This window comes from Undibacterium sp. Ji83W (genome assembly GCF_049340385.1).
Lineage (GTDB): Bacteria > Pseudomonadota > Gammaproteobacteria > Burkholderiales > Burkholderiaceae_D > Undibacterium.
In genome coordinates this window covers 14763-37739 of sequence record NZ_JBMPOZ010000018.1, presented here as the reverse complement: position 1 = coordinate 37739, position 22977 = coordinate 14763, and the positions used below count along the sequence as shown (strand labels likewise).

General features: G+C 52.2%; 16 protein-coding genes. 11 read left to right on the top strand and 5 right to left on the bottom strand.

The window, feature by feature from the left end; all coding sequences use genetic code 11:
• The first annotated feature begins 22 nt into the window (after nt 1–22).
• From ACO0LD_RS23545 to ACO0LD_RS23530, 4 genes are all read left to right on the top strand, one after another.
• On the top strand, nt 23–685 hold the full coding sequence (locus ACO0LD_RS23545) for a hypothetical protein (RefSeq protein WP_423010612.1): 663 nt from the start codon (nt 23–25) through the stop codon (nt 683–685).
• A gap of 354 nt (nt 686–1039) precedes the next feature.
• On the top strand, nt 1040–4528 hold the full coding sequence (locus ACO0LD_RS23540) for an EAL domain-containing protein (RefSeq protein WP_423010611.1): 3489 nt from the start codon (nt 1040–1042) through the stop codon (nt 4526–4528).
• 144 nt (nt 4529–4672) lie between these two features.
• The gene (locus ACO0LD_RS23535) at nt 4673–6415 is read left to right on the top strand and encodes a redoxin domain-containing protein (RefSeq protein WP_423010610.1); all 1743 of its coding nucleotides are present in this window, start codon (nt 4673–4675) and stop codon (nt 6413–6415) included.
• A gap of 197 nt (nt 6416–6612) precedes the next feature.
• Nucleotides 6613–7392: a substrate-binding periplasmic protein gene (locus ACO0LD_RS23530; protein ID WP_423010609.1), complete on the top strand. Its 780-nt coding sequence runs from the start codon at nt 6613–6615 to the stop codon at nt 7390–7392.
• Between the two features lie 3 nt (nt 7393–7395).
• On the opposite strand, the gene ACO0LD_RS23525 is transcribed toward ACO0LD_RS23530, so the two are convergent.
• Entirely contained in the window at nt 7396–8226 is an 831-nt protein-coding gene (locus tag ACO0LD_RS23525) for a M50 family metallopeptidase (protein ID WP_423010608.1), read from the bottom strand.
• A gap of 178 nt (nt 8227–8404) precedes the next feature.
• Here ACO0LD_RS23525 and ACO0LD_RS23520 point away from each other — a divergent pair, with 178 nt between their 5' ends.
• Nucleotides 8405–8818 (top strand): hypothetical protein, encoded by a 414-nt coding sequence (locus ACO0LD_RS23520; RefSeq protein WP_423010607.1) that lies wholly within the window; start codon nt 8405–8407, stop codon nt 8816–8818.
• Between the two features lie 191 nt (nt 8819–9009).
• Nucleotides 9010–9540 (top strand): REP-associated tyrosine transposase, encoded by a 531-nt coding sequence (locus ACO0LD_RS23515; protein ID WP_423010606.1) that lies wholly within the window; start codon nt 9010–9012, stop codon nt 9538–9540.
• Between the two features lie 522 nt (nt 9541–10062).
• On the opposite strand, the gene ACO0LD_RS23510 is transcribed toward ACO0LD_RS23515, so the two are convergent.
• Together ACO0LD_RS23510 and ACO0LD_RS23505 are read right to left on the bottom strand one after the other, a co-directional pair.
• Nucleotides 10063–11562 (bottom strand): SEL1-like repeat protein, encoded by a 1500-nt coding sequence (locus ACO0LD_RS23510; protein WP_423010605.1) that lies wholly within the window; start codon nt 11560–11562, stop codon nt 10063–10065.
• 458 nt (nt 11563–12020) lie between these two features.
• Nucleotides 12021–15800 (bottom strand): TonB-dependent receptor, encoded by a 3780-nt coding sequence (locus ACO0LD_RS23505; RefSeq protein WP_423010604.1) that lies wholly within the window; start codon nt 15798–15800, stop codon nt 12021–12023.
• A 258-nt stretch (nt 15801–16058) separates the two neighbouring features.
• On the opposite strand from ACO0LD_RS23505, the gene ACO0LD_RS23500 reads away from it, so the two are divergent.
• The gene (locus tag ACO0LD_RS23500; RefSeq protein ID WP_423010603.1) at nt 16059–16625 is read left to right on the top strand and encodes an NIF family HAD-type phosphatase; all 567 of its coding nucleotides are present in this window, start codon (nt 16059–16061) and stop codon (nt 16623–16625) included.
• Nucleotides 16626–16805: 180 nt separating this feature from the next.
• Here ACO0LD_RS23500 and ACO0LD_RS23495 read toward each other — a convergent pair whose 3' ends face one another.
• Complete coding sequence (locus tag ACO0LD_RS23495; protein WP_423010602.1) at nt 16806–17888, bottom strand: calcium:proton antiporter; 1083 nt, start codon at nt 17886–17888, stop codon at nt 16806–16808.
• A 22-nt stretch (nt 17889–17910) separates the two neighbouring features.
• Nucleotides 17911–18408 carry a phosphoglycerate mutase family protein gene (locus ACO0LD_RS23490; protein ID WP_423010601.1) on the bottom strand — a complete coding sequence of 166 codons (498 nt, stop codon included), beginning with the start codon at nt 18406–18408 and terminating at the stop codon, nt 17911–17913.
• Between the two features lie 163 nt (nt 18409–18571).
• Between ACO0LD_RS23490 and ACO0LD_RS23485 the strand changes: the two genes are divergently transcribed.
• The 4 genes from ACO0LD_RS23485 to fumC all read left to right on the top strand — a co-directional run bounded on the left by ACO0LD_RS23485 (nt 18572) and on the right by fumC (nt 22941).
• A complete protein-coding gene (locus tag ACO0LD_RS23485) occupies nt 18572–19150 on the top strand; it encodes a TIGR01244 family sulfur transferase (RefSeq protein ID WP_423010600.1) in 579 nt (192 codons plus the stop codon).
• Nucleotides 19147–19323 carry a hypothetical protein gene (locus tag ACO0LD_RS23480; RefSeq protein WP_423010599.1) on the top strand — a complete coding sequence of 59 codons (177 nt, stop codon included), beginning with the start codon at nt 19147–19149 and terminating at the stop codon, nt 19321–19323. Before ACO0LD_RS23485 ends, ACO0LD_RS23480 begins: the two co-directional genes overlap by 4 nt.
• A 163-nt stretch (nt 19324–19486) precedes the next feature.
• Nucleotides 19487–21418 (top strand): ATP-dependent Clp protease proteolytic subunit, encoded by a 1932-nt coding sequence (locus tag ACO0LD_RS23475; protein WP_423010598.1) that lies wholly within the window; start codon nt 19487–19489, stop codon nt 21416–21418.
• 125 nt (nt 21419–21543) lie between these two features.
• Nucleotides 21544–22941, top strand: a complete 1398-nt coding sequence (gene fumC / locus ACO0LD_RS23470) for a class II fumarate hydratase (RefSeq protein ID WP_423010597.1) — start codon at nt 21544–21546, stop codon at nt 22939–22941.
• Nucleotides 22942–22977 lie beyond the last annotated feature (36 nt).

The window sequence follows — 22977 nt, the reverse complement described above, 5'->3', positions numbered from 1 at the left end:
TTGTCGTACCCATTCTTGGCAAATGAACACAGCATTTCTACAAGTAGTAAAAGACGCGGACCTGGCCAGAGATTTGAGCCGGATTGCGGATGATTTTGACATACTCGGATTTTTCCATCATTTTGGCAGCTCCTGTTTTGCCATGTCAGCCTTGCTGGCGCAGATACTGACGGCCAAAGGTTATAAAGCCAGGGTGCAAGGCTGTTATGCGGAGATAAGGCAAGGCAATGGGGTTTTCTATATAGGCTATCAAGGCTTTGCCCATCAAGGGCAAAAAGAAGGTCATGTGGTTTGCCTGGTAGAAGATAAATATCTCATCGATTTTGGCCTTGGCACACTCAAAAAACATTATGCCGCCGACTTCAAACCTGCGCTGGCCTGCCCGCTGGTCAGCAATGCTGATGGTACAGGTGTCATAGCCCACCTGCCACTCAATGATGGCATTGACATGGTCTGGCGTACTGACTGGATTTCGCCCATGGTGGAAGCAGAATTGCGTACCCAGACGCCGACCGTCCAGCGAGTTTTTGCTGTGTTTGACGATTTTCAAAAAAATCGCGTCGCCCACCTGGTGAAGAAACTGTTCACTGACCAACACACATCCAAAGCAGAAGATGCCTTGCTGGTCTTGCGTCAGCCTGCTGATCTCAATGAGTCGCAGACAGAACAACACAGGGCAGCTTAAAGCCCTCGCTGTATAGTCATAGCCAGCCAAGTTCATCTGTGAGTAATCACACGGGCCATACGCACCATACGCCAATAGCAAGCGCCCATTATCTTTCATGACAGCAATGCGAATCTTGCCAACGCAGGATTTGCTGCGTCGCATTCGCAGTTTACAGCTCGCAACCCACAGCCCGCACTCAAGCAACTGGTCAAATCAGGCAATGGCGATTAAAATTAACTGGATGCCAACACCACTCCATAAAGTTAAATCTTGCTGCAAGTCACCTTTTGAAAAGAATATACTTCCAGGAACATGTTAAATTATTGATCTCAAACGGTTTTTCATTCCGGCCCTGCACTGTGGGAAAGCAAGATGACAGAAACGCGTGAAGACTTATCGACATCAGCGCAGCCAGCGCCAGCGAGGTCTATACGCAGTTATTTGCTGATACTGGTTCTGGCAATATCGCTGCCACTGATGGCGGCTGTGGCATTTGGCATTTATTACGACTTCCAGCGATCTACCAACTACACCAAGACCACCCTCAAGACCATGACTAAGGTCATGATCAAAAACACCCATAGCAAACTGGATCAGGCACACAAGATCATGGTCGGTGTTGCCAGCTTGCCGCTGGTCAGGCAATTACAGTTACAGGATTGTCCTGAAAAAATGACTAACCTGGCCAGCCTTGATCCCGCCTATGCACGCCTGGCGATTACTGATTTACAAGGCAATATCCTGTGCAGTGCCCGCAATGGTTCTGCTGCAGTCAAGGACATGATCAATATCAGCGAGATTGCAGAAAGCGTGAAGACCGGACGTTTGACAATTTCGCCACCGCAGCGCATACAAGCCTCCGCCCCCTGGAGTACGATCATGAGCCTGCCGGTGCGTGATAAAGAAAACACTATCATTGCTGTGGTGGTGTTGTCGCTGGACGTGAATTTCTATGACCCTGCCATTCCTGCCGAGGTTTTGCCTGAATCCAGCCGTTTTGGGTATTTCCGCAACGATGGCATCATGGTGTGGCGCAATCTTGATCCCGACCATGTGATAGGCACGCGTCCCAATGCTGATGCTGCCAGGCGTATCGTCGCTACCAAAAAAGGTGAATTCGAAAGCCTGGCAGTGGATGGTGTAACCCGCTTCTTCTCTGTCATGCCCATGCCTGAATATGGCATGGTGGCCTTTGTCGGTGTTCCGGCAGACACTATTTTTGCCCAAGCCAGGAAACGTGCTGCCGAGGCCATCATCCTGGCATTGCTGATGATCACCATGATGTGGATAGTGGCACGCACAATTGGACTGCGCATCACCAGACCCATGACAGCACTGGAAAGCGTCGCCCGCTCAGTGCAAAAAGGGGACCTGGGTGCCAGAGCCAGGCTGGATGGGCCGGGTGAATTGCAAGCCGTGGCCAATGAATTCAACCGCATGCTGGCGGCACAGCAGCATAGCGATGAATTGTTCCGCGCATTTCTCGATAATAGCGCCATCGTCGCCTGGATCAAGGATGAAGATGGTCGTTACCAGTTTGTCAGTGATAATTTCTTGCGGCGTTTTTCTTTCCAGACTGACCAGGTCATAGGTAAAACTGACCATGATATTTTGCCAGCAGAGATTGCCGACAGCTATCGCAGCAGTGACCTGGCCTTGCTGGCAAGCGGTGAGCAAAACGAAGCCATCTGGCCATCTGACAACCCCGATGAAAGCGTCAACTGGTGGCTGGTCAACAAGTTTGTATTTACTGGTTCAGATGGCAAGCGCCAGCTTGGCGGCCTGGCAGTGGATATCACTGAACGCAAGCGCATGACCGATCTGGATGAACTGATCCTGCAAACCGCCATGGATGCTTTTTGGCTGGTGGACAAGACGGGTAATCTGCGTGCAGTCAATGAAACTGCCTGCAGTATGATGGGTTATAGCCGCGAAGAAATGCTGACCCTGAATATCGATGATGTCGATGTAATGGATGAGTACGACGGCAAACAGGTACAGGAAAGACTGGACAGCGTGCGTCAGGCCGGTGCCCAGCAGTTTGAAGCCAGGCACAAGCGTAAGGATGGACGTATCATCGATGTCGAAGTCTCGGTACGTTACCTGCCCGGCCAGGAATTGTTTCCAGCCTTTGTGCGTGATATCACGGCACGCAAACAGGCAGAACAAAGCCTGCATCTGGCAGCTACCGTGTTTGAATCGCATGAAGGCATGTTTGTGACAAGCGCCAACAAAATCATCCAGCAAGTTAACCGTGCCTTTACCGAAATCACTGGCTATAGCCGTGAAGATGCAATAGGGCAAAGCCCCAAGATCCTGAACTCTGGCCGGCATGACCAGGAATTTTTTGCTGATATGGATGTGCATCTGGGCATGAGTGGTTCATGGCAGGGTGAAATCTGGAACCGTCACAAGGATGGCCATATCAGCCCGCAGTGGCTGGCCATCACCGCCGTGTATGGCCGCAACAAGGAGTTGTTGCATTATGTCGGGACCCTGGTTGACATCTCCATGCGCAAGGCGGCAGAAGATGAAATCAAGACCCTGGCTTTTTTTGACCCATTGACCCGTCTGCCCAACCGCCGCCTGCTGACTGACCGTCTGCAGCAAGCTCTGCTGGCTTGTGCCCGCAGTGGCCGCAAGGGCGCGCTGATGTATATTGACCTCGACAATTTCAAGACCCTCAACGATACCCAGGGCCACTACAAAGGTGACCTGCTGTTGCAGCAAGTGTCAGAGCGCCTGACGCATTGCGTACGTGAAGGCGATACCGTGGCCCGCATAGGCGGTGATGAGTTTGTGCTCTTGCTGGAAAACCTCAGTGAATCTTCTCATGAAGCAGCCAGCCAGATAGAAATGGTGGGCAAGAAAATCCTTGCCGCACTGAACCAACCCTACGATCTTGAAGGCTATGAATGCCATAGCACCCCCAGCATAGGCGCAACCCTGATCGCTGACCATGATAGCGGCTATGAAGAGCTCATGAAACAGGCTGACCTGGCCATGTACGCAGCCAAGACTGCCGGTCGCAATACCCTGCGCTTTTTTGATCCAGCCATGCAAGCCGTGGTCAGCTCACGCGCGCAGATGGAAAAAGAATTGCGCGACGCCTTGCGTGAACAGCAATTACGCCTGTTTTACCAACCCCAGGTTGGCCGTGACGGTGAATTGCTGGGTGCCGAAGCACTGGTACGCTGGCTGCATCCGCAACGCGGGATGATCTCTCCTGCTGAATTCATCCCACTGGCAGAAGCCACTGGCCTGATCCTGCCTCTGGGGCAATGGGTCTTGCGTACTGCCTGCCAGCAATTGCTGAGCTGGGCTGGCGATGCGGTCAGTGCGCAGTTGACTATTGCGGTGAATGTCAGCGCACGCCAGTTCAGGCAACTGGACATCGTCGAACAGATACTGGGCATCTTGCAGGAAACCGGGGCTAATCCGCAATTACTGAAACTGGAATTGACAGAAAGCCTGCTGGTTGATGATGTAGAAGACACCATCATCAAGATGGAACAACTGAAGGCCGCTGGCCTGTGTTTTTCTCTTGATGATTTTGGTACCGGCTATTCGTCCCTGACTTACCTGAAACGCCTGCCGCTGGACCAGTTGAAGATAGACCAGTCCTTTGTACGCGATGTTTTGACTGACCCCAACGATGCCGCCATCGCCAGAACCATAGTCGCCCTCAGCCAGAGCATGGGCTTGTCCGTCATTGCTGAAGGCGTGGAAAGCGCCGAACAAAGAGATTACCTGGCCAGCCAGGGTTGCTTTGCCTACCAGGGCTACCACTTTGGCAAACCCGTACCTATCGCGGATTTTATTGCGGCACATCTGGCACCATCTGGCAGTACTATCAAATGAAACTCTTGCCTTGCTGACAAAACTTGAGAACTGCAGTAAATTAGCTGGCCGCAGTGCCATTGCACCTTGCTCATTCTCATTGAAAGCGTCACTTACAAAATGAAGCCTGGATTAAAAATCTCCTTCTCAGTTCTGTTTTTTCAAATGCTTTCTTATGCTGCCGTCAGCAATGTGGCTGTCGCTGCAAACACCCAGGCAAACACTGCAGTTATATATAGCTTTGGCCATCATGTAGGTGAGCGCCTGGTCGATGTCAAATTCAAGGACGTGGATGGTCGCGCAGGCAGCCTGGCGCAACTGGCTGGCAAGCGCGGTGCCATCATCGTCATGCGTGATGCAGAATGCCCGGTGTCGCAGCGCTATGCACCGCGTCTGGCGGAATTCGAAAAAGAATATACCGCGCAGGGTTTCAATTTCGTGTATATCGATGTCAACCCGCATACCGCTGCAGCTGCCAGACAGAGTGCATCCAGCAGCCAGTTGCAGGGTCGCGTAGTGCTGGACGCCGACCGCAGCCTCAGCAATGCGCTGCGGGCTACCTCGACCTCTGAAGTCTTTGTCGCCGACAGGCAAGGTACGCTGCTATATCGCGGTGCCATTGATGACCAATACGCGATCGGTGTACACAAGGACGCTGTCAGCAAACCCTGGCTGCACAAGGCCTTGAAAGAATACCTGACGGACAAGGACATCAGCACAGTGCAGACTACCGCAACTGGCTGCCTGTTGCCCGACCATGCAGGTGAAGTCGCGCAGAATCGCCCTGTCACCTATCACAACCGCATCAGCCGCCTGCTCGCACAGAAATGCGAAATGTGTCACCGCGATGGCGGCGTTGCACCCATGCCTTTGCAAACCTATCAGCAAGTCGCCGCCCGCAAGACCATCATCGCCCATATGACAGAAAACCGGCTGATGCCGCCCTGGGGCGCAGACCGTAGCGTCGGTCACTGGGCCAATGACAGGAGCCTGTCGGATCAGGAACTGGCTGATTTGTCAGCCTGGATAAAAACCGGCACACCCGCTGGCAATGCTACCGAAGCCCCTGCCCCACGCGCCTATGCGCCCGGCTGGGAAATGCTCAAACCAGATGCAGTCTTGCAAGTGGCAGAACCACATAAAGTGCCAGCCCAGGGTGTTATCGAATATCAGTACAGCTACCTGAAAACCAATTTTGACAGCGACAAGTGGGTCACGGCGATGGAAATACGCCCGACTGCACCCAAGGTGGTACACCATATACTGGTCTTCCTGGAAGAACCGGGGGCCAAGCGGCAGGCTGGTGGTATCGATGGTTTCTTTGCCGCGCTGGTGCCTGGTACGCCCCTGACCACCTTCCCTGAGGGGGCAGCCAAGAAAATTCCCAAGGGTGCCTGGCTGAAATTCCAGATTCATTACCAGCCCAATGGCAGCGAGCAAACTGATCAGGCTAAAATCGCCTTCCAGTTTGCTGAAGATGCCGCCAATACCGGCGGCAAGTTGAAGGAAGTCAAAAGTGAATCCGCCTTCAATGCCAAGTTTGAGATACCGCCAGGTGCAGCAAATCACCAGATCGAAGCCAGCTACCTGTTCCGCCGTCCCGGCCAACTGACAGCGCTGATGCCGCATGCCCACTTGCGCGGCAAAGCCTGGAAAATGGAACTGGTCGATGCCATGGGCAAGCGCACTTTATTGCTGAACATCCCCAAGTATGATTTCAGTTGGCAAAGCAGCTATCAACTGCAAGAGCCTGTCACCGTTACGCCAGGCATGCGCATTGCGGCCACTGCCTGGTATGACAATTCCAGCGCAAATCCTGCCAACCCCAACCCCAAGCTGGCCGTGCGTTTTGGTGAACAGACTTTTGAAGAAATGATGATAGGGTATTTTGACTGGATACCTGATTGAGCCAGGCAAGACATCAATATTGCAGGGCTTGCTGCTCTGCAGTGAAATTCGACCAAATCTGGCGCGTTTCCCCTTGTTGCAAATCCGCCTGTAAAACTTGCCTGCTGTGGCGATAAATCGCTATTATGAATATATAAGCTGCAGCAGCAGACTGTAGCCAGATCAGCTTGTGGGCAACACAGGCAAGGAGGCATACAATGAAAAGCGCTGGCGCATATGCCTGCTTTATGTTGGCACTATTCACACACGGGGCTGCATTTGCCCAGGCAAGCAATCCTGCGCAAAACATTGCAGCAAGTGTTGCAGCTACCGCCACACCAGCCCTGATTCTGAATTCTGAAGACTTCCCGCCTTTTAATTATCCAGATACCGATGGCAAAACAGCGAAAGGCCTGGCGACGGAAAAAATCATAGAACTCATGGCGCGTGCTGAAGAAAATTACAGTATCCATTTCTACCCCTGGGTGCGCTCTTTCCAGGCTGCCAGACAACACGCCAGTACTTGCATCTATGTGGTCACCCGCACACCTGAGCGTGAAGCCATGTTCCAGTGGGTGGGCCCGCTGGTAAAAAACACCTGGACCGTCTTTGCCCGCGCTGACGATGCTCGCCGTCCCATCAGCATGGATGAGCTGCGCCCCTATCTGCTGGGTGCTTACCGTCAGGGTGCAGTGTCTGAATATCTGCTGGCAAAAGGCTATCAGGCAGAACTGGCAAATGCCGACCGCGATAACCCCAAAAAATTACTGGCAAAACGTTTTGATTTCTGGATCACTGGCGAGCTGGTCGGCCATGCCTTTATCAAAGACCTGGGCCTGAAGGATAAGATCATCGCCATCCTGCCCCTGCAAACCAAGGAACTTTATCTGGCTTGCAACCATGGCGTCGCCAAAGAACGCATAGAACGCCTGAACATGATCTTGAAGAATATGGAAAACGATGGCACCAATGCCAGCATAGAGAAAAAATTTCGCTAGATGCTACTGTCCGCGCGGCTGACGCAAAGCACGCAGTACACCCAGGCCCAGCAAGGCAAAATTCAACACAGCGATCAAGGCAGCAAAAAATACGAATACCAGCCAGGGCAAGCCCTGCACGCTGAATGGTGAAAACAACGCTGCAAACTCCCGCGCATCTGAATACATGCCATTACGCAAAGCTTCATACTGGAAGATATAGCTGGTGTCACTAAATGCCGAATAACACATGACTATGCCCAGGCACTGCAATACCAGCCGCTGCCAGGCATCCGATGCCCGCATCACGAATATACTCGCCAATATCAGCGTCACCGGCAAGGCCAGGCCCAGCAAATGCGCAGCATGCCATTGCGCCAGCAAGGGATAAGTATTGCTGCTCATGAAGACGGGTTTGAGCATGTAATAGCCACCACAGGCAAAGAACAGCAGGAGGACCAGGTAGGCGAACAGCAATTTTTCTGCCCTGGTCGAGATCATCAGCAAGATACTGCCAAACACTGCTGGCCCCAGCAAACCACCCAGCAAGACCAGGCTTTGCCAGCCACCGCTGGTGATGGCCGCGCCACCGTTGGCATCCATCTGGAACCAGTAAAACGAGCCACCACTGATCAGGCTGGCGAGGCCATGTCCCATCTCATGCACAAACACGCCCAGATAACGCAGCGGCGCTGTCAGCCAGTACAGCAGGTAAGCCTGTGCAGGCAATAGCAAGGGCAAGACTATCCACAACAGGAAAAACACTGCCATCAGCGACAGCAACATGCGCCTGTGCCCCAGGCCACGGTTATTGGCGCTATATCCGGGATAAAACGGCGTCTGCTGGGTTGCCATGGACATTCCTGATGAAAATTATTGGCAATAGTGTAACCCAGGATGTAGATGATCCCTGCGCATCCCGGCAACGCCATGCATGGAGATGGCAGTTGCACAGGTCAGACATACTGCAAGGCAATAGAAAAAGCCGCTGAACATAGTAAAATTGCGTAATACATCTTCACTGGAAATTTGCATGTCCAAGAAAAACGAACTTACCCTGCTGATGGCAAAAGTTCTTTTAAAACTCACTTCCGAGTCCCCGCAAGCCTGGGACCAGTCGTATTGCCGTTTTTTAGCCCAGGATAAAACCCAACCCAGCTTTGAGTTCGTGATCCGCTGGGGCAGAACCATCTACGCCTTGCCAGTGCAGCCTGAATACACAGATTTGCTCGGCCCCCTGATGCAATCCCTGTTTGATGAAATGCAGGCAGAAACGACACACAGACCCGTCCTCGCCGTATTGACTGTAGATTCAGCAAAAGCTTATAAACTCAAGCTTGAGTACCACAATCCGCTAGCCCATGAGATCAGCCTGCTGGCACTCGGGACAGTCGCTTCGTATTTTGCGCATGATGAGATTGATGTGCCACCGCGCGCGCAGGCATAGCCCCCTTTGTTGAGCATCGCCGTAACGTAGGGCGCATTGCAATCCGCCGTATGAGGTTGTCGCATCCTGGGAAAATACCTGCGCCGTGCACCACACACGCATGCGGCGCATTACAATGCACCTCGTGTTACGGCTACGATTATCCTTTTACGACCATCGCGGTGAGACTTAAAATCTGCTAAATTATTGCCATGCCTAATTACCGACGCGCCTGGCATCCAGGCGGTACTTATTTTTTTACCGTCAATTTACTACGACGCGCCGGCAATGATTTGCTTGTTCGCCACATTTCAGAATTGCGTGAAGCTGTGCGTGTCATTCGTCTGCAATATCCATTTCACATCCATGCCTGGGTAGTTTTACCGGATCATCTTCATTGCGTGATTGAATTGCCTGAAGAGGATATTGATTTCGCATTACGCTGGCGTCTGATTAAAAGTTATTTTTCCAAATCCCTGCCCAAAACCGAATGGCTGACTGATATCCGCGCAAGCCGCAAAGAACGGGGCATCTGGCAAAGGCGCTATTGGGAACATTTGATACGTGATGAAGCGGACTTTGCAGCACATATGGATTATGTACACATCAATCCACAAAAACATGGCTTAGTTCGGAAAGTGTCCGACTGGCCGTATTCGACTTTTCATCAACTGGTAGAACAAGGCATATATCCGGCCAATTGGGCAGGTGGTGATGATGTATTTTTGGGTTATGAAGATTAATACCTTACGACTACCCTTTTACGACCATAGCGGTGCAATTCAAAACCTGCTAATTTGCTCTATGCCAAACTACCAAGACACCTTAATCATTGCCGTAATGTAGGGCGGATTGCAATCCGCCGTATGAGGTCGTGGCATTCCAGGGAAAATATCTGTGCCGTACACCACGCATTCATGCGGCGCATTACAATGCGCCCTACGATTACCCTTTTACAACCATCGCGGTGAAGTTAAAAACCTGCTAATTTTCTTCATATCAAATTACCGAAGTGCTTTAAGCATCGCCGTATGAGGTCATCGCATCCTCGGGGAAAATATCTGTGCCGTGAACCACGCACGCATGCGGCGCATTGCAATGCACCTCCCGTTACGGCTACGAGTATCCATTTGCCATCATCGCGGCATCTCAAACAATCCCACAAATAAAAAACGGCTTGTGTATCACAAGCCGTAGCAAGGAGGATATGGAGGGAGGAGGTCGCCATATCACCTAAAAATCAAACATATTGCGCATCGAATGGCTCAGATTTTAAGTATGCGTTTTGCCTGGGCTTTTTGTACGTCTGTCAAATGTGTTTCAAGCTTGTTTGCCGCTGTAGCTGCCTGCTCGCGGCCTAATCTGGCGGCCAGTTTTAGCCAGACATAAGCCTTGAGCTTATCTTCATCGGTATTCCTGCTCGCGCCTGCTTCAAGGCCTTCGCCATTCAAAAGCATGGCGGCAAAATTCACCATGGCATCTGGCTGGCTTTGCATGGCGGCGCTTTGAAACAGTTTGCGGGCAGTTGCCAGGTCTTTGCTGACTATCTGGCCAGTATAAAAATAGGTAGCCAAAGCGTTTTGCGCATCCGGGTGTCCGGCGACTGCGGCATCTTTGTAAAAGGCCAGGGCTTTTTGCGGATCAGCGGTAGTGCCCTGCCCCTGCTCAAGCATCATGGCCAGTGCATATTGCGCCTGTGGTTTCTTTTGTTTGGCGGCTTGCTGGAACCAGGCAAAAGCACGCGGAAAATCTTGCGAAATCTCAATGCCGTAGTAATACAAATCACCCAGCGAGAGTTGTGCAGGGGCATAGCCATATTCAGCCGCATTGGTATATAGCTTCAGCGCTTCCTTGATATCTTTGCTGCCTCCATAGCCGGTCTGGTTAAAGCGCGCGAGCACATAACGTGCAGGCACAAAATTCAGTTCTGCCGCCTGTTTATACCAATACCGTGCTTTGACGGGGTCTTTAGGTATTTGATACCCTGCCATGTAAATGCGGGCCAGACGCAATTGCGCCTGCACGCGCAAGGATGCACGTTCCGGGTCTCTGGCATCGAAGGGACTGTATTGTCCGGCGTTGAAGCGTGAATCAGCGAGTTTGTCATACCATTCCATGGCCAGGCGCACATCGCGCTGCACACCCTGCCCGTAGAAATACATATTACCCAGCATCAGCGCGGCTTCGTCATAGCCAATTTTTTTATACGATATTTTGAAAGTTTCCAGCGCCTTGGCATAATCGCCTGCATCATAGGCGGCAAATGCCTGATCCAGGGTTTTGTCCTTGCGGGCAAGATAATTGCGCCCGGCCGCAAAATTGCGGTCTGCCTGCGAGCAAGAGGCACTGGTTGATGCACTGTTTTCGGCAGGAGTTGGTAAACGCTCACCACCGGCTGCATTGCCGTAAGGGCTGCTATCGCGAAAACCTTCGCTACGATCGCCTAAGCCTTGCGGTCCTTCCAGACCCATATTGGTATTATCAGTGTCGCGCCCGCGACCTTCAAAATGGTCGAGGTAATCATTAATAATTTCATCCTGAAAAGAGGTGAAACTAAATGCACAGGAACTGGCCGAACTACGGTCCAGATACCTGACCGTGGCGGTAGGCCGTTTGGTCAGATTACCCGTGATGGTTACTGCCGCCGCAGTTGCCTCGCTTGCAGCAGGCGCAGCGGCAGCCTGCTGTGCCTGTGCGGGCAGCAAGGCTATGCCTGGCAAGCTCAGGGTAAGTGCGGTGAACAGCAAGGTGATTTTTGATTTCATATTATCTGGTAACCCCCACCTGACAAACAATTCTTGGATCAACGTTTTTAGTAATCGATAGTCACTCATTCCAACTTGTGAAATGAGTGACTATCCAAAGTTAAAAAGTGGGCAATGCAAGTTGACCGATTTCCTGCGCCGTCCTCGGCCAGACAGGGATTGCCCATAAAGCTGTGACCATAAAACTCATTTCATCAATAGGAGTGAGATGCGTTTGCCTCATAACGTGGGCTGGCAAGGCGGACGAGGCTGTCAATAGCGGTGCTATAGATAACGAGTCCAACGCAGTCCAGCATGCGTTATGAGGCAAACCCTCCGGGAACTGACGATTTGGGCGCATTGCTGCGTTGCGCCGCTTGCTAAGGCGGGAGCCTTAGCAGCGCAGGGTACACACCTTAGGCCTTGCACTGCATCCCAAATCGTCTTGTTCGCACTCACTCCTATTGATGAAACGAGTTCTAGTTACGCATATTGAGACCCACCATGATCCTGCGTCCGGCATAGGCATAATCATTCAGGCTGGGTATGCCATTGGCAAATGCGGCATATTGTCCCTGGCTGCTGCTGGTAGTTGCCAGACCCAGATTGCGGGCTTCAGCAAAAATCTCCAGGCCATTCTTGAAGCGATAGGCAATCTTGGCATCGATATAGGCAGTAGCATCCTTGAAGTTGGGCGCACCAGGGTTATAGGGCACACGGTAAAAACCGCCAGCATCATTCGGGTAAATATAAGTAGTGGCAATATTATTGCCGCAACCTGCGATACAGGTGAAGTAACTGGCACGCGCCTGATAGGCAATCCTTGCACTTAACGCGCCATCGTCATACCAGATCGAGGCATTGGTGGTATAGCTTGATTCCAGCGTTGGCGGCAGCGAGTCGCCAGTGATCAGGTCACGTACGGTCACAGAATCGGAAGATTTCAATTTTGAATAATTGAAATCAATACCGGTATATTTGAAGTACCAGGGCAAGAAAGTGAAGGCCATCTTGCCACCAATTTCTATACCTTTGCGTGTAGTAGCCGGTCCATTTTCCCAGGTTGAATAACCAAACTCAAAGTCAGACAATTTCTTGCCAGTGACGGGGTCTACATCATTAGAGCCAGCGAACAGGGCAACATTCGATTTTCCTACCGCAATGGCAGGCCCCACCTTGCCAGTCTGCCTGAAAGTACCTATGCTCAACATGGTGTCTTTATTGGGATACCATTCTGCACTCAGGTTTTGATTGATGCTGGATTGTGCCTTCAGGTTAGGGTTACCCATGGTGCCACTACACCCCATATCGACACTACTACCATCGGTATCCACCTGACCAACGCGGCGCTCATCATAGGTGCATGTACCAGATGGCAACAGGCGTGAGATAGGAGGCCGCGCAATCGTCTTGGCATGGCTGTAACGCAAGATGAATTTTTCAGGTATCACCCACAAACCGACATTGGAGATTGGCAAAATGTCCGTGGTATTGCTGTCCAGCGAAGTATTCTTCATCAAGGTGCTGCTTTGTACGCCGGCTGCAGCATTGGGGTTAAGGGGATCAAAAGCGGCGGTCTTGGTCGTCGATGTAAAGAACATCTGCCCGGTCGCATGTATTTCAGTGTTGACATAGCGCACACCGATATTGCCTGTCAGCTCCATACCGAAGGGCAGCTCATCCTTGTCAAACTCAACCATGAAATAACCAGCCTTGGTTTTCTCACTATTCAGACTGACGGGCTGGGCATACACTTTGCCATCACTGCCTACGCATGACTTCATACAGTTGAAATTCATGTTAGGAACACCCAGCAGGTCGAAGGCCTTGGCCACATCTATCTGGTTCCAGCCATTGATCAGATTAGCCGGACGATCAGGTAAGCCCGCCATGAATTGAGATGATGCTGGCATCATGGATTGTGCGATCACATTCTGGAACTGCGACTGGGTCAGTGTGGTGGTACCGAATTGAGTATTACTTAAATTGGTATTTGCTACATAGCCGTAATTACATGGCGCACCACCAGCACCCAGAGAACCCGGTGTATTTTCGCAACCCACAAAACTGCCACGTAAATTATTGGTTGGCAACACGACTGGCGGGATGTAACCGGCAGTACCAAAGGTACCGGACGCAGATTTAATTGTCGCCCCGCCAGCTCCCCATTGTGCTGCGTTGGCATCACGCAAATTAAAACCGGTCTTGAACAGGGTCAGCCAGGGCAATTTGTCTGTCAGGTTATAACTCAGGTCAAGCTTGGCTGTTTTTTCGCCGGTTTCAATCAACTTGGGCGAATACGAGATTTGTGGTGCCTGGGTCAACAGCGGTTGTTGGGCTATCGTATATGCTGGCGAAGCCGGATTATTGACACCTGCCGCGACCGCAGCACGGGCGCTAGTGGCTGCATTGACAGTAGAATACTGCGCAGGATTAGCCTGATCAAAGGTGGAATTAGCAGGAAAAGCATAGGTCCACAAACCATTTGGCAACACACTCAGGGTGGCCTCACCATATGGAGTAGACCAACTGGTGCGCTTGTCGGCACGAGAAAAATCAGACCTGCCATCGGCAATAAAAAACTCTGCTTTAAAACGATCTTTTTTGTAGGTACCACCGCCTTGCAGGTAAGTCGATTTTGTTTCCATCGTGTTCTGGATCTGGTCGGTACTTGCAGAACCATCTGTGATGGTGAACTTGGTCACATGGTGGTTTGCATCCATCACCACAGAGCCAGGTACCACATTGGCCGTCGCCCCCACGGCAGGGTCAAGCCCGGCACGGCTGCTGATATTGTCGTACACATAGTAACCAGAACCTGGCACGGCAGTACGCACGCCGGTGGCTGAGTCAACAAAGCTGGTTCCACGGAAAGTGGGTGAAATCACATCCGTGGAATTGATGCGTAGACCACCCAGGCCATAGGTCAGGAAATGGTCCTGCACCTTGCGTGAGTTGCCACTGCCTTTCACGTACATGGTGAGCTCATCGTTGACCTTGAAATCAAAACGCAGATCAAACGACTTGCGGTCTTCTTTCTGGCGCTTTTCTATAAAGCGTACCAGCGAAGGTGTGTAGTCATTCCATTGATTGAGACAGGTTTCCAGCTCGGAAGTGCGTTGTGAAATGGCAGCGTTTCTGGCTGTCGCACCATTCACGGCAGCCGACTGTACGCTGGTCAGTGCAGGGAAAGCCGCATAACAGTCTGCCTTGGTTTTGGCAGCAGCAGATTTGCTGACAAGGCTCATCGGTGTTTCTGAATTAAAGACCCCACCGGCTGTCAATGGCGATGCGACTATGGGCGCAGTTGCAGTGGGGTCGCTGGTGGATACTGTACTGGGGTTGAAGGTAAAGGTTTTATTAGGGGAATTATCAAAATCCAGAGAGCGTGCATAACCCGCCAGACCTGAAGTCGTCGGCTGGAAAGAATGGCCATCATTGGTAACCTTGCCCGCAGAGACATTCAGCAAGACACCCAGGCGATTATCCAGGAATTTATTCGCCAGCACCAGATTCATGTCCGGCGTCCATTCCTTGTTGATGGAATTTTGCGTCCCGGCCAGACGCAGGGAAATATAAGGTTTGGCAAAATCCAGGCCGGTGCGGGTAGTGATGATGATGCCGCCGCCCAGTGCCCCCTCGGTCATGTCTGCCGTCGAGCCTTTCACCACATCGACGCTCTTGATCAGGTCGGACGACAACTGCCGAAACTCTACCGCACGGCCAAAGCCGCCGCCATTCATGTCAGAACCACCGGCAGACTGTACGGACTGCCCGTCTATCTCTACCCTGGTCAGGTCTGGCCCATTACCGCGCACGGTGACGCTGACGCCCTCGCCGAAATCACCACGATCGAGTGAAATGCCGGATATACGGGAAATCGCTTCACCTATGTTCCTGTCGGGGAAAGCGCCGACGTCTTCTGCCACGATGGAATCCTTGGCAGTAGTCGCATGTTTTTTCCTGTCGATGGCAGATTGTTGTGAAGCCCGCGTACCGACCACCACGATGGTGGAAAGGTCTTCGTCCTTGCCCGCCGTTTTTGCTGCTGGCTTATCGGCTGCAGTTGATTCTGCGGGTTTGCTGGCAGGTTTGCCATCTTGCGCCATGGCGAAATCATGCGCCATCATGGATGTCAAAGCCAGTGCAATGGCATAGCTCAGGCGCTTGAGTTTCAAGCCTTCACTTGCTGCAATATTTATCTCGCCCAACTCGCGCGACAAGTCCTGCCCCCTATTATTTAGGCATCGTTTGTTCATGCTGTCTCCTGATTGGTTTTATTGCGGCCTTGCTGTGCAGGCCGCTTTTATTGCACTCAATGCTGAATGCTTATATTGATATTATTTGATTTGCAAATTTGATTTATATAGATTTTCTCGCTAAACGTATGTTGTTTTCATATAGCTTGCGTAGACAGGATTTGCCGGAACTTGGTCCGGCCAGCAGCACAATCGAGACGCGTTCATAGTGCATAATAGGATTACAAGCAGCTTGCTTTATCGATATTGACCGAAACCATGCATAAGAAATTACTGATACTGGATCTGGATGAAACCCTCATCTTTGCGACAGAAAAACAACTCCCGCATGAAGCCGATTTTTGCTTCTTTTCGTATCACGTCTACCTGCGCCCGCATGTCCGTGAATTTATTGCATTCTGTCTGGAACATTTCGATTGTGCCGTCTGGACATCCGCATCAGAGAGCTACGCCGCCATCATCGTCAAGCATCTGTTTGGTGAGGACCCGCCCTTGAAGTTTGTCTGGGCAAGACAACGCTGCACACGCGTATTCAATCCTGAATACCAGGATTTTGACTGGGTCAAGGACTTGAATAAGGTCAAGCGACGTGGCTACATGTTGGAGCACGTCATCATGCTGGACGACACGCCCAAGAAGCTGCGCCGTAATTATGGCAATCTGGTGCGCATGAACATGTTTGAAGGTGATACCAGCGACAAAGAGCTCAAGCTTGCCATGGCGTATCTGCAGGAATTGAAGCAGGCAGAGAATATCCGCGCAGTAGAAAAGCGCGGGTGGCGGACACGGTTTGTAGAAGGTGATGTGAATACCATCTCAGGATAGCAAAGGCAATCATCATCGCCGTGACGTAGGGCGGATTGTAATCCGCCGCATGAGATCATCACTATCCTTGGGAAAGCATCTGCGCCGTACACCACGCACACATGCGGCGCATTGCAATGCACCTCCCCTTACGGCTACGGCTATCTTCTTGCCATCATCACGGTAAATCGCAAGGCCAGTCTACGGCACTATCGTCGTAAACAAATACACCGCAAAGATCACGCAATGGATGGTTCCCTGCATGATGGTGGTGCGTCCAGTACCCAGGGACAAGGAAGTAATCATCAGCGACAACAACAGCAACACCGTCGATTTGGCATCTATACCCAGATTCAATGACCAGCCCGTCGTCAGCGAGATCACCGCCACCACCGGTATGGTCAAGCCTGTGCTGGCGAGGGCAGAACCCAGCGCCAGGTTGATACTGGTTTGCAGCCGGTTGGCGCGGGCAGCGCGAAAGGCAGCAACCCCTTCAGGCAACAAGACCACCATGGCAATAATAATGCCGACCAGAGCCTGTGGTGCCCCCGCAGCAGCGACGGCATTTTCCAGTGTTGGTGCCAGGGATTTGGCCAGCAACACTACTGCCCCCAGGCATAGCATGAGCAGGCCGGCGCTGGTCCAGGCTACGCCATTGCTGGGTGGTTCTGCATGGGCTTCTTCGTCACCAGTGGCCACTGCGGGCAAAAAATAATCCCGGTGACGCACGGTTTGCACCAGCACAAAGGTGCCATACAACACCAGTGAGACAATGGCGATAAAGGCCAGTTGGCTGGCGCTGTACACAGGCCCCTGTGCAGTCGAGGTGAAATTCGGCAAGACCAGGGTCAGTATCGCCAGGGCAGCCAGTGTCGCCAGCGAAGTACTGGCACCCCGCAGGCTGAAGCTTTGTTCTTTATGCAGGCTGGCTCCGGCCAACAGGCACAGGCCTATGATGCCATTTAAAATAATCATGATGGCGGCAAATACGGTGTCGCGCGCCAGGCCAGCCGTCACTTCGCCCCCGGCCAGCATCAGCGAGACGATCAGCGCCACTTCGATCAGGGTCACGGCCAATGCCAGCAAGAGCGTACCAAAGGGTTCGCCGATTTTATGTGCCACTACTTCAGCGTGATAAACCGCAGTCAACACACCACCAAACAAGGCAATGGTCAGCAAGATGGCATATAAGGGTGTACCGATCAGGATGCCACCACCGAGAATAATCCAGGCAACGAAGGGGATGATGATGGACCAGCGTGGCAAGGTGTTGGATATGGTCATGCTTTTCCCTTTGACGAATGATTTACTGGCAGTCTAACCCAGGTTTGACCGTATCTGCTTCGCCATAGCGCGATTGCACCAGGTACACACCTGCTCCTGTCTTGCTGGTAGGACGCAAGATCAGCATATGACTGAAACTGCTTTCACAAAATTCTTTCATGGCTGGTGCACCCAATGCAGTGGCAATAGCCGGGACAGTATTACCATGCCCCACCACCAGCACGGTGCCGCTACTGGCACGCACGGCATCGACCACTTCCTTGATATGCTCGGCACCACGCTTGGCAGACAAGGCCTGCGGCGTGATACCTCTGGCCTGCGCCAAGGGCTGCGCAGTTTCGCGTGTGCGTTTGAATTGCGTGGTGTAGATACTGCTGACCGCCGCATTTTGCAATGCCAGCGCCAATGCCTGCGCCCGCGCCCGGCCTGCTTCTGACAAACCGGGGTCTGCAGGATTGTCAGCCGCTTTTTCTGCATGGCGCACCAGGATGATAAGTTCAGGTTCAGCCTGGGCTAACATAGAGAATAGCATCGTGCAGCAGACAAAAACGGTAATAAGAGATTTAGGCATAGATGGCATCATGGATATAAGAGTTAAGGTCCGTGCAGGATTCAGCTAAAACATGGGAATTCTACTACGTCGCTATGGTATTCTTGCATATCGGTCTTGCAGGAGCATGTTCATGAAATTACCAGGAAACAAAACACTATTTGTCCTCGCCGTACTGGCTGGCGCATTATTCATTGTCGGTGCCGCGCTCAATTCGCGCTACAGTAAAGAGAACGTTAAAACCTCTTCTGCAGCACCGCTTACCCATCATCTGCATGGGCAAATTCGTGTATCCGAACAAATTAATCCACAAGATGTTGCTACCCTGAGGCAGCAAGGCATACAAACCATCATCGCCATGCGCCCGGATGGCGAAGTACCCGGCCAGCCTACAGCAGCGGCCATGGAAAAAGAAGCGCGCAAAGTGGGCATAAAATTTTCTTATGTTCCGGTACCACATGGCGAGATACCTGATGCTACTGTCAAGGACCTGCAAAATGCACTGGCCAATAGTGAAGGACCAGTATTGATGTATTGCCGCAGCGGTAGCCGCGCTGCCCGCACCTGGAGCCTGGCAGAGGCATCGCGGCCTGGAGGTTTGGACTTGACGACCATTTTAGCTGCCGTCAAATCCGCAGGTCTGAAAGCTGAAGACTTGCAGGCGTTGATAGAAAAACGCATTGCAGCCAGGGATGCAGGAGGAAAATCATGAGTGAGCCTACAATTGAACCGCCCCCGGTTGACCAGCAGCCGGGTAGCAATAAAGTTTTATTGGTCGAGCAGGTAGTGTACAAAATTCTGCTCATCGCCATAGGCTTGGGGGTGGGCACTGTTGTGGGCTTCATAATTTGCCTGATGACCGATTTGATTGAGTTTACTTGCTAAATATCTGGCCACAGACATCACAATCCGTCGTTCGCCATCTTACTTGCCTGTGCTGCGTAAATGCGGGTAAATCTGTCAAACAGAATCTTGCCATCTGCTTGCAAGATATGCGATGCTCTTGCTTTATCTTGCCTGCCCGGCCTTAACAAGGCCAGTATCACTAATGATCAAGTTCACGCGCCTTACCAATCTTTTGCTGATGATGTTGCTGGGTCTGGTCGCGCTGTTGCAGATCACGGGTAAATCCTCCGACAAGCTGGATGCATTCTTCCCTTCCTTGCCTGGCTTGTTGATGCTGCTGTCGGTATACATAATCCCATGGTATGCGCTGGGCAGTAATGCCACCCCGCGACTACTGCGTTTTGCCAGAGGCTATATGGCATTCACGTTGATATTCTCCATCGGTGTTCCTGTTGGCATGACATTTAGTGCCAACGTCGGCAATATGTCCGGCATCCTGATGACAATATTGCTGGCAGGCCTGCCAGGACTGTTGAGCTTCAAGGTACTGAGTCAAAAGATGACACAGCTTCATGCATCGTTCTCTTCCGAAGCTGCCCTGACTGAGCCGCCCCTCCAACCTGGTTTGGGTAATTACTTCAAGGCACACTGGCGCGGGCAACTGTCTCTGGGCAAATCGTTCTGGGTCAATGGCGTGGGCATTGGTAATTTGCTGGCCGCCTTCATGATCACTGGATTAACCAGATTGGTTGAGGCTAGCGATGTCAGTTTGCGCATGCTGGCTAGTATCAGTACATTGGGCTTTGGACTTGCTTTTTTGCTATGGCTATGGGCTGTCATCGGTATCATACGTTCAGCCAGTAAGCATAGTTCACGTGGTGGTTCAGGAATCATCGCTGGTTTGGCAATGTTGATGGCATTATTCAACATCTTGGGCGTACTGGTGAATGCATCTTCATCCTTTGTGCCGCAAATAAAAGAATTTGCCCAGATAGCAAGCGGTCACGACAAGATGAAGCATGTTGAAATCAGCAGCTTATCCAAAGGTGACACCCTGCAACTGCGAGGCACCATCGGTGAAGGCAGCGTGGCCAGCTTTGTCGATGCTTTGAAAAAATACCCGCAAGTCAAAACCATCTCGCTGAACTCTCCCGGCGGGCGCTTGCGCGAAGCCCAGCAGATAGCCACATTAATCAAAGCACGGCAACTTAATACCTATGTTGAAGGTGAATGTAGCAGTGCCTGCACTTATATTTTTCTAGCGGGCCATGACCGCGCTGCCACACCAAATGCCCACATCGGTTTTCATCAGCCAAGCTTTCCTGGCATGGATGGTGCGATGCTGGCTATCGCCACCGACAGTATGGCGAAACACTATCGTGCAGCAAATTTGCCGGAAGATTTTATCCGGATCGCCATCAACACCAAGGCGGAGGGTATGTGGTACCCCAGCCGTGAAGAAATGGTCAAGGCCAGAGTGATTACCCGCGTCTCGCTGGGTGGTGAAGCCAATGCATTGTTTGACATGCAGTCACGTGAAGAAGTCTTTAAAGACTTGAGTAACAGCACTGTCTGGCGCAATTACGAACGGCGTGCACCTGGCAAAATTGAACAAGTCACTAACCTGATCTGGAGCATGAAACTTGCCGGTAAAGATTCGCAAACGATACAAGATGCCGTCAAACTGGCGTCCAGGGATGTCTATCTGCTTGCCCTCAAAAGCGCGCCAGATGATTTACTGGACGAGTATGCGCAATTACTCTCTGAACAGCTGGAAGCTGCCAGGCAAATCGGCCCGCAAGCCTGCGCGCTGCTAATCAAAGGTACACTGAATACACAACGCACCATGCCCGAAAACCTGATCAAACGCGATAGTGTCTTGCTGGAAAAGATAATGGCAAGTGAACCACGCAGCCGCAGCTACATCATGGCGTCAAAAGAATTTGCCAGGAGCGCAAAAAAACTGCAAGACCTGATGAGCCCGCTGCAACGGCAAATCACCGCCAACCTGGATGCCTATGCAAACCAGCCCATCTTGCAATGCGAAGGTGTCATTGGCCTGTACAGAAATATCCTGCATATGCAAGATGTGGACAGGCATATCATTTTGAGTGCCTTGGTGCAGGCGAAGTGAGACGTGTGCACTAGTCCTCAGCAAACCCTGTAAGTGGCCGGGCTAGCGTGGCAGACTTCCCGCTTCAGGGCTACAATGCTGGCAGCCATCGCCAAATCTTAGAACTCATTCAGGAGCAGGTGTAAATGAAAACCGATACTTCCGTCGCGCAAAGAACAGAACGCGATACCTTTGGCGAGATCGCCGTCCCCGCCACCGCCTTGTGGGGCGCGCAAACCCAGCGTTCGCTGCATCACTTTGCCATCTCCACAGAAACCATGCCGCCAGAACTGATGCTGGCGCTGGCGCGTGTCAAGCGCAGCAGCGCGCAGGTGAATAGCGACCTGGGCCTGCTGGATGTCAAGGTGGCAGAAGCAATTGCCAAGGCGGTTGAAGAAGTGCTGGCAGGCACCCACGCTGCGGCTTTCCCGCTGTCAGTATGGCAAACTGGTTCTGGCACGCAAAGCAATATGAACATGAATGAAGTGCTGGCCAACCGCGCTTCTGAATTTCTGGGTGGCACGCGCGGCATGAGCCGGGTCGTGCATCCGAATGACCATGTGAATATGGGCCAGTCATCGAATGATGTCTTCCCCACTGCCATGCATGTGGCGGCCTGCATCGCCGTCATCAGCCATGTCTTGCCATCACTCGCCAAATTACGCGCCACGCTGGATGCCAAGGCCAGGGAATTTGCTGACATCATCAAGATAGGCCGCACCCATTTGCAGGATGCCACACCGCTGACGCTGGGCCAGGAAATTTCTGGCTGGGTGGCACAACTTGATTATGCAGAGCGTGCCATACGTCACACCCTGCCCGCCCTGCAAGAACTGGCAATCGGCGGCACGGCGGTAGGCACCGGCCTCAACACCCATGCAGATTTTGGCAAGCTGGTGGCCGCCAGCCTGACGCTGGATACCGGCATTGCCTTTGACGCAGCCCCCAACCGCTTTGCGGCGCTGGCGGGGCATGATGCCATGGTCAGCAGCCACGGTGCACTCAAGACCCTTGCCACCGCACTGATGAAGATCGCCAATGACATACGCTGGCTGGCATCCGGCCCACGTTCTGGTCTCGGTGAACTGCAGATACCGGAAAACGAACCGGGTTCATCCATCATGCCGGGCAAGGTCAACCCCACCCAGTGCGAAGCCGTGACTATGTTGTGTTGCCAGGTCATGGGCAATGATGTGGCACTCAGCATAGGCGGTGCATCCGGCAATTTTGAACTGAATGTCTTCAAGCCGCTGATTGTCCACAACTTCCTGCAAAGCTGCCGTCTGCTGGCGGACGGCATGGCCAGCCTGGAAGAACACTGCGCCCGTGGCATGCAGGCGAACCGCCCACGCATCAAGGAATTGCTCGACAATTCGCTGATGCTGGTGACCGCGCTCAACCCTTACATAGGTTATGACCGTGCCGCCGCCATTGCCAAACATGCCCATGCCAAAGGCACGACCCTGCGTGAAGCAGCACTGGCTTTGGGTTATGTGACCGCAGAAGAATTTGATGGCTGGGTCAGGCCTGAGGATATGGTGTAAGCCAATATTTTACCTGGCGTGGGACGTTGAATCCCA

Coding starts and splice junctions, on each gene's coding strand:
- ACO0LD_RS23480 (WP_423010599.1), top strand. CDS start 19,147: ATGAGTGAGCCTACAATTGAACCGCCCCCGGTTGACCAGCAGCCGGGT.
- ACO0LD_RS23515 (WP_423010606.1), top strand. CDS start 9,010: ATGCCTAATTACCGACGCGCCTGGCATCCAGGCGGTACTTATTTTTTT.
- ACO0LD_RS23505 (WP_423010604.1), bottom strand. CDS start 15,800: ATGAACAAACGATGCCTAAATAATAGGGGGCAGGACTTGTCGCGCGAG.
- ACO0LD_RS23545 (WP_423010612.1), top strand. CDS start 23: ATGAACACAGCATTTCTACAAGTAGTAAAAGACGCGGACCTGGCCAGA.
- ACO0LD_RS23510 (WP_423010605.1), bottom strand. CDS start 11,562: ATGAAATCAAAAATCACCTTGCTGTTCACCGCACTTACCCTGAGCTTG.
- ACO0LD_RS23490 (WP_423010601.1), bottom strand. CDS start 18,408: ATGTTAGCCCAGGCTGAACCTGAACTTATCATCCTGGTGCGCCATGCA.
- ACO0LD_RS23535 (WP_423010610.1), top strand. CDS start 4,673: ATGCTTTCTTATGCTGCCGTCAGCAATGTGGCTGTCGCTGCAAACACC.
- ACO0LD_RS23525 (WP_423010608.1), bottom strand. CDS start 8,226: ATGGCAACCCAGCAGACGCCGTTTTATCCCGGATATAGCGCCAATAAC.
- ACO0LD_RS23530 (WP_423010609.1), top strand. CDS start 6,613: ATGAAAAGCGCTGGCGCATATGCCTGCTTTATGTTGGCACTATTCACA.
- ACO0LD_RS23495 (WP_423010602.1), bottom strand. CDS start 17,888: ATGACCATATCCAACACCTTGCCACGCTGGTCCATCATCATCCCCTTC.
- ACO0LD_RS23500 (WP_423010603.1), top strand. CDS start 16,059: ATGCATAAGAAATTACTGATACTGGATCTGGATGAAACCCTCATCTTT.
- ACO0LD_RS23520 (WP_423010607.1), top strand. CDS start 8,405: ATGTCCAAGAAAAACGAACTTACCCTGCTGATGGCAAAAGTTCTTTTA.
- ACO0LD_RS23540 (WP_423010611.1), top strand. CDS start 1,040: ATGACAGAAACGCGTGAAGACTTATCGACATCAGCGCAGCCAGCGCCA.
- ACO0LD_RS23475 (WP_423010598.1), top strand. CDS start 19,487: ATGATCAAGTTCACGCGCCTTACCAATCTTTTGCTGATGATGTTGCTG.
- ACO0LD_RS23485 (WP_423010600.1), top strand. CDS start 18,572: ATGAAATTACCAGGAAACAAAACACTATTTGTCCTCGCCGTACTGGCT.
- fumC (WP_423010597.1), top strand. CDS start 21,544: ATGAAAACCGATACTTCCGTCGCGCAAAGAACAGAACGCGATACCTTT.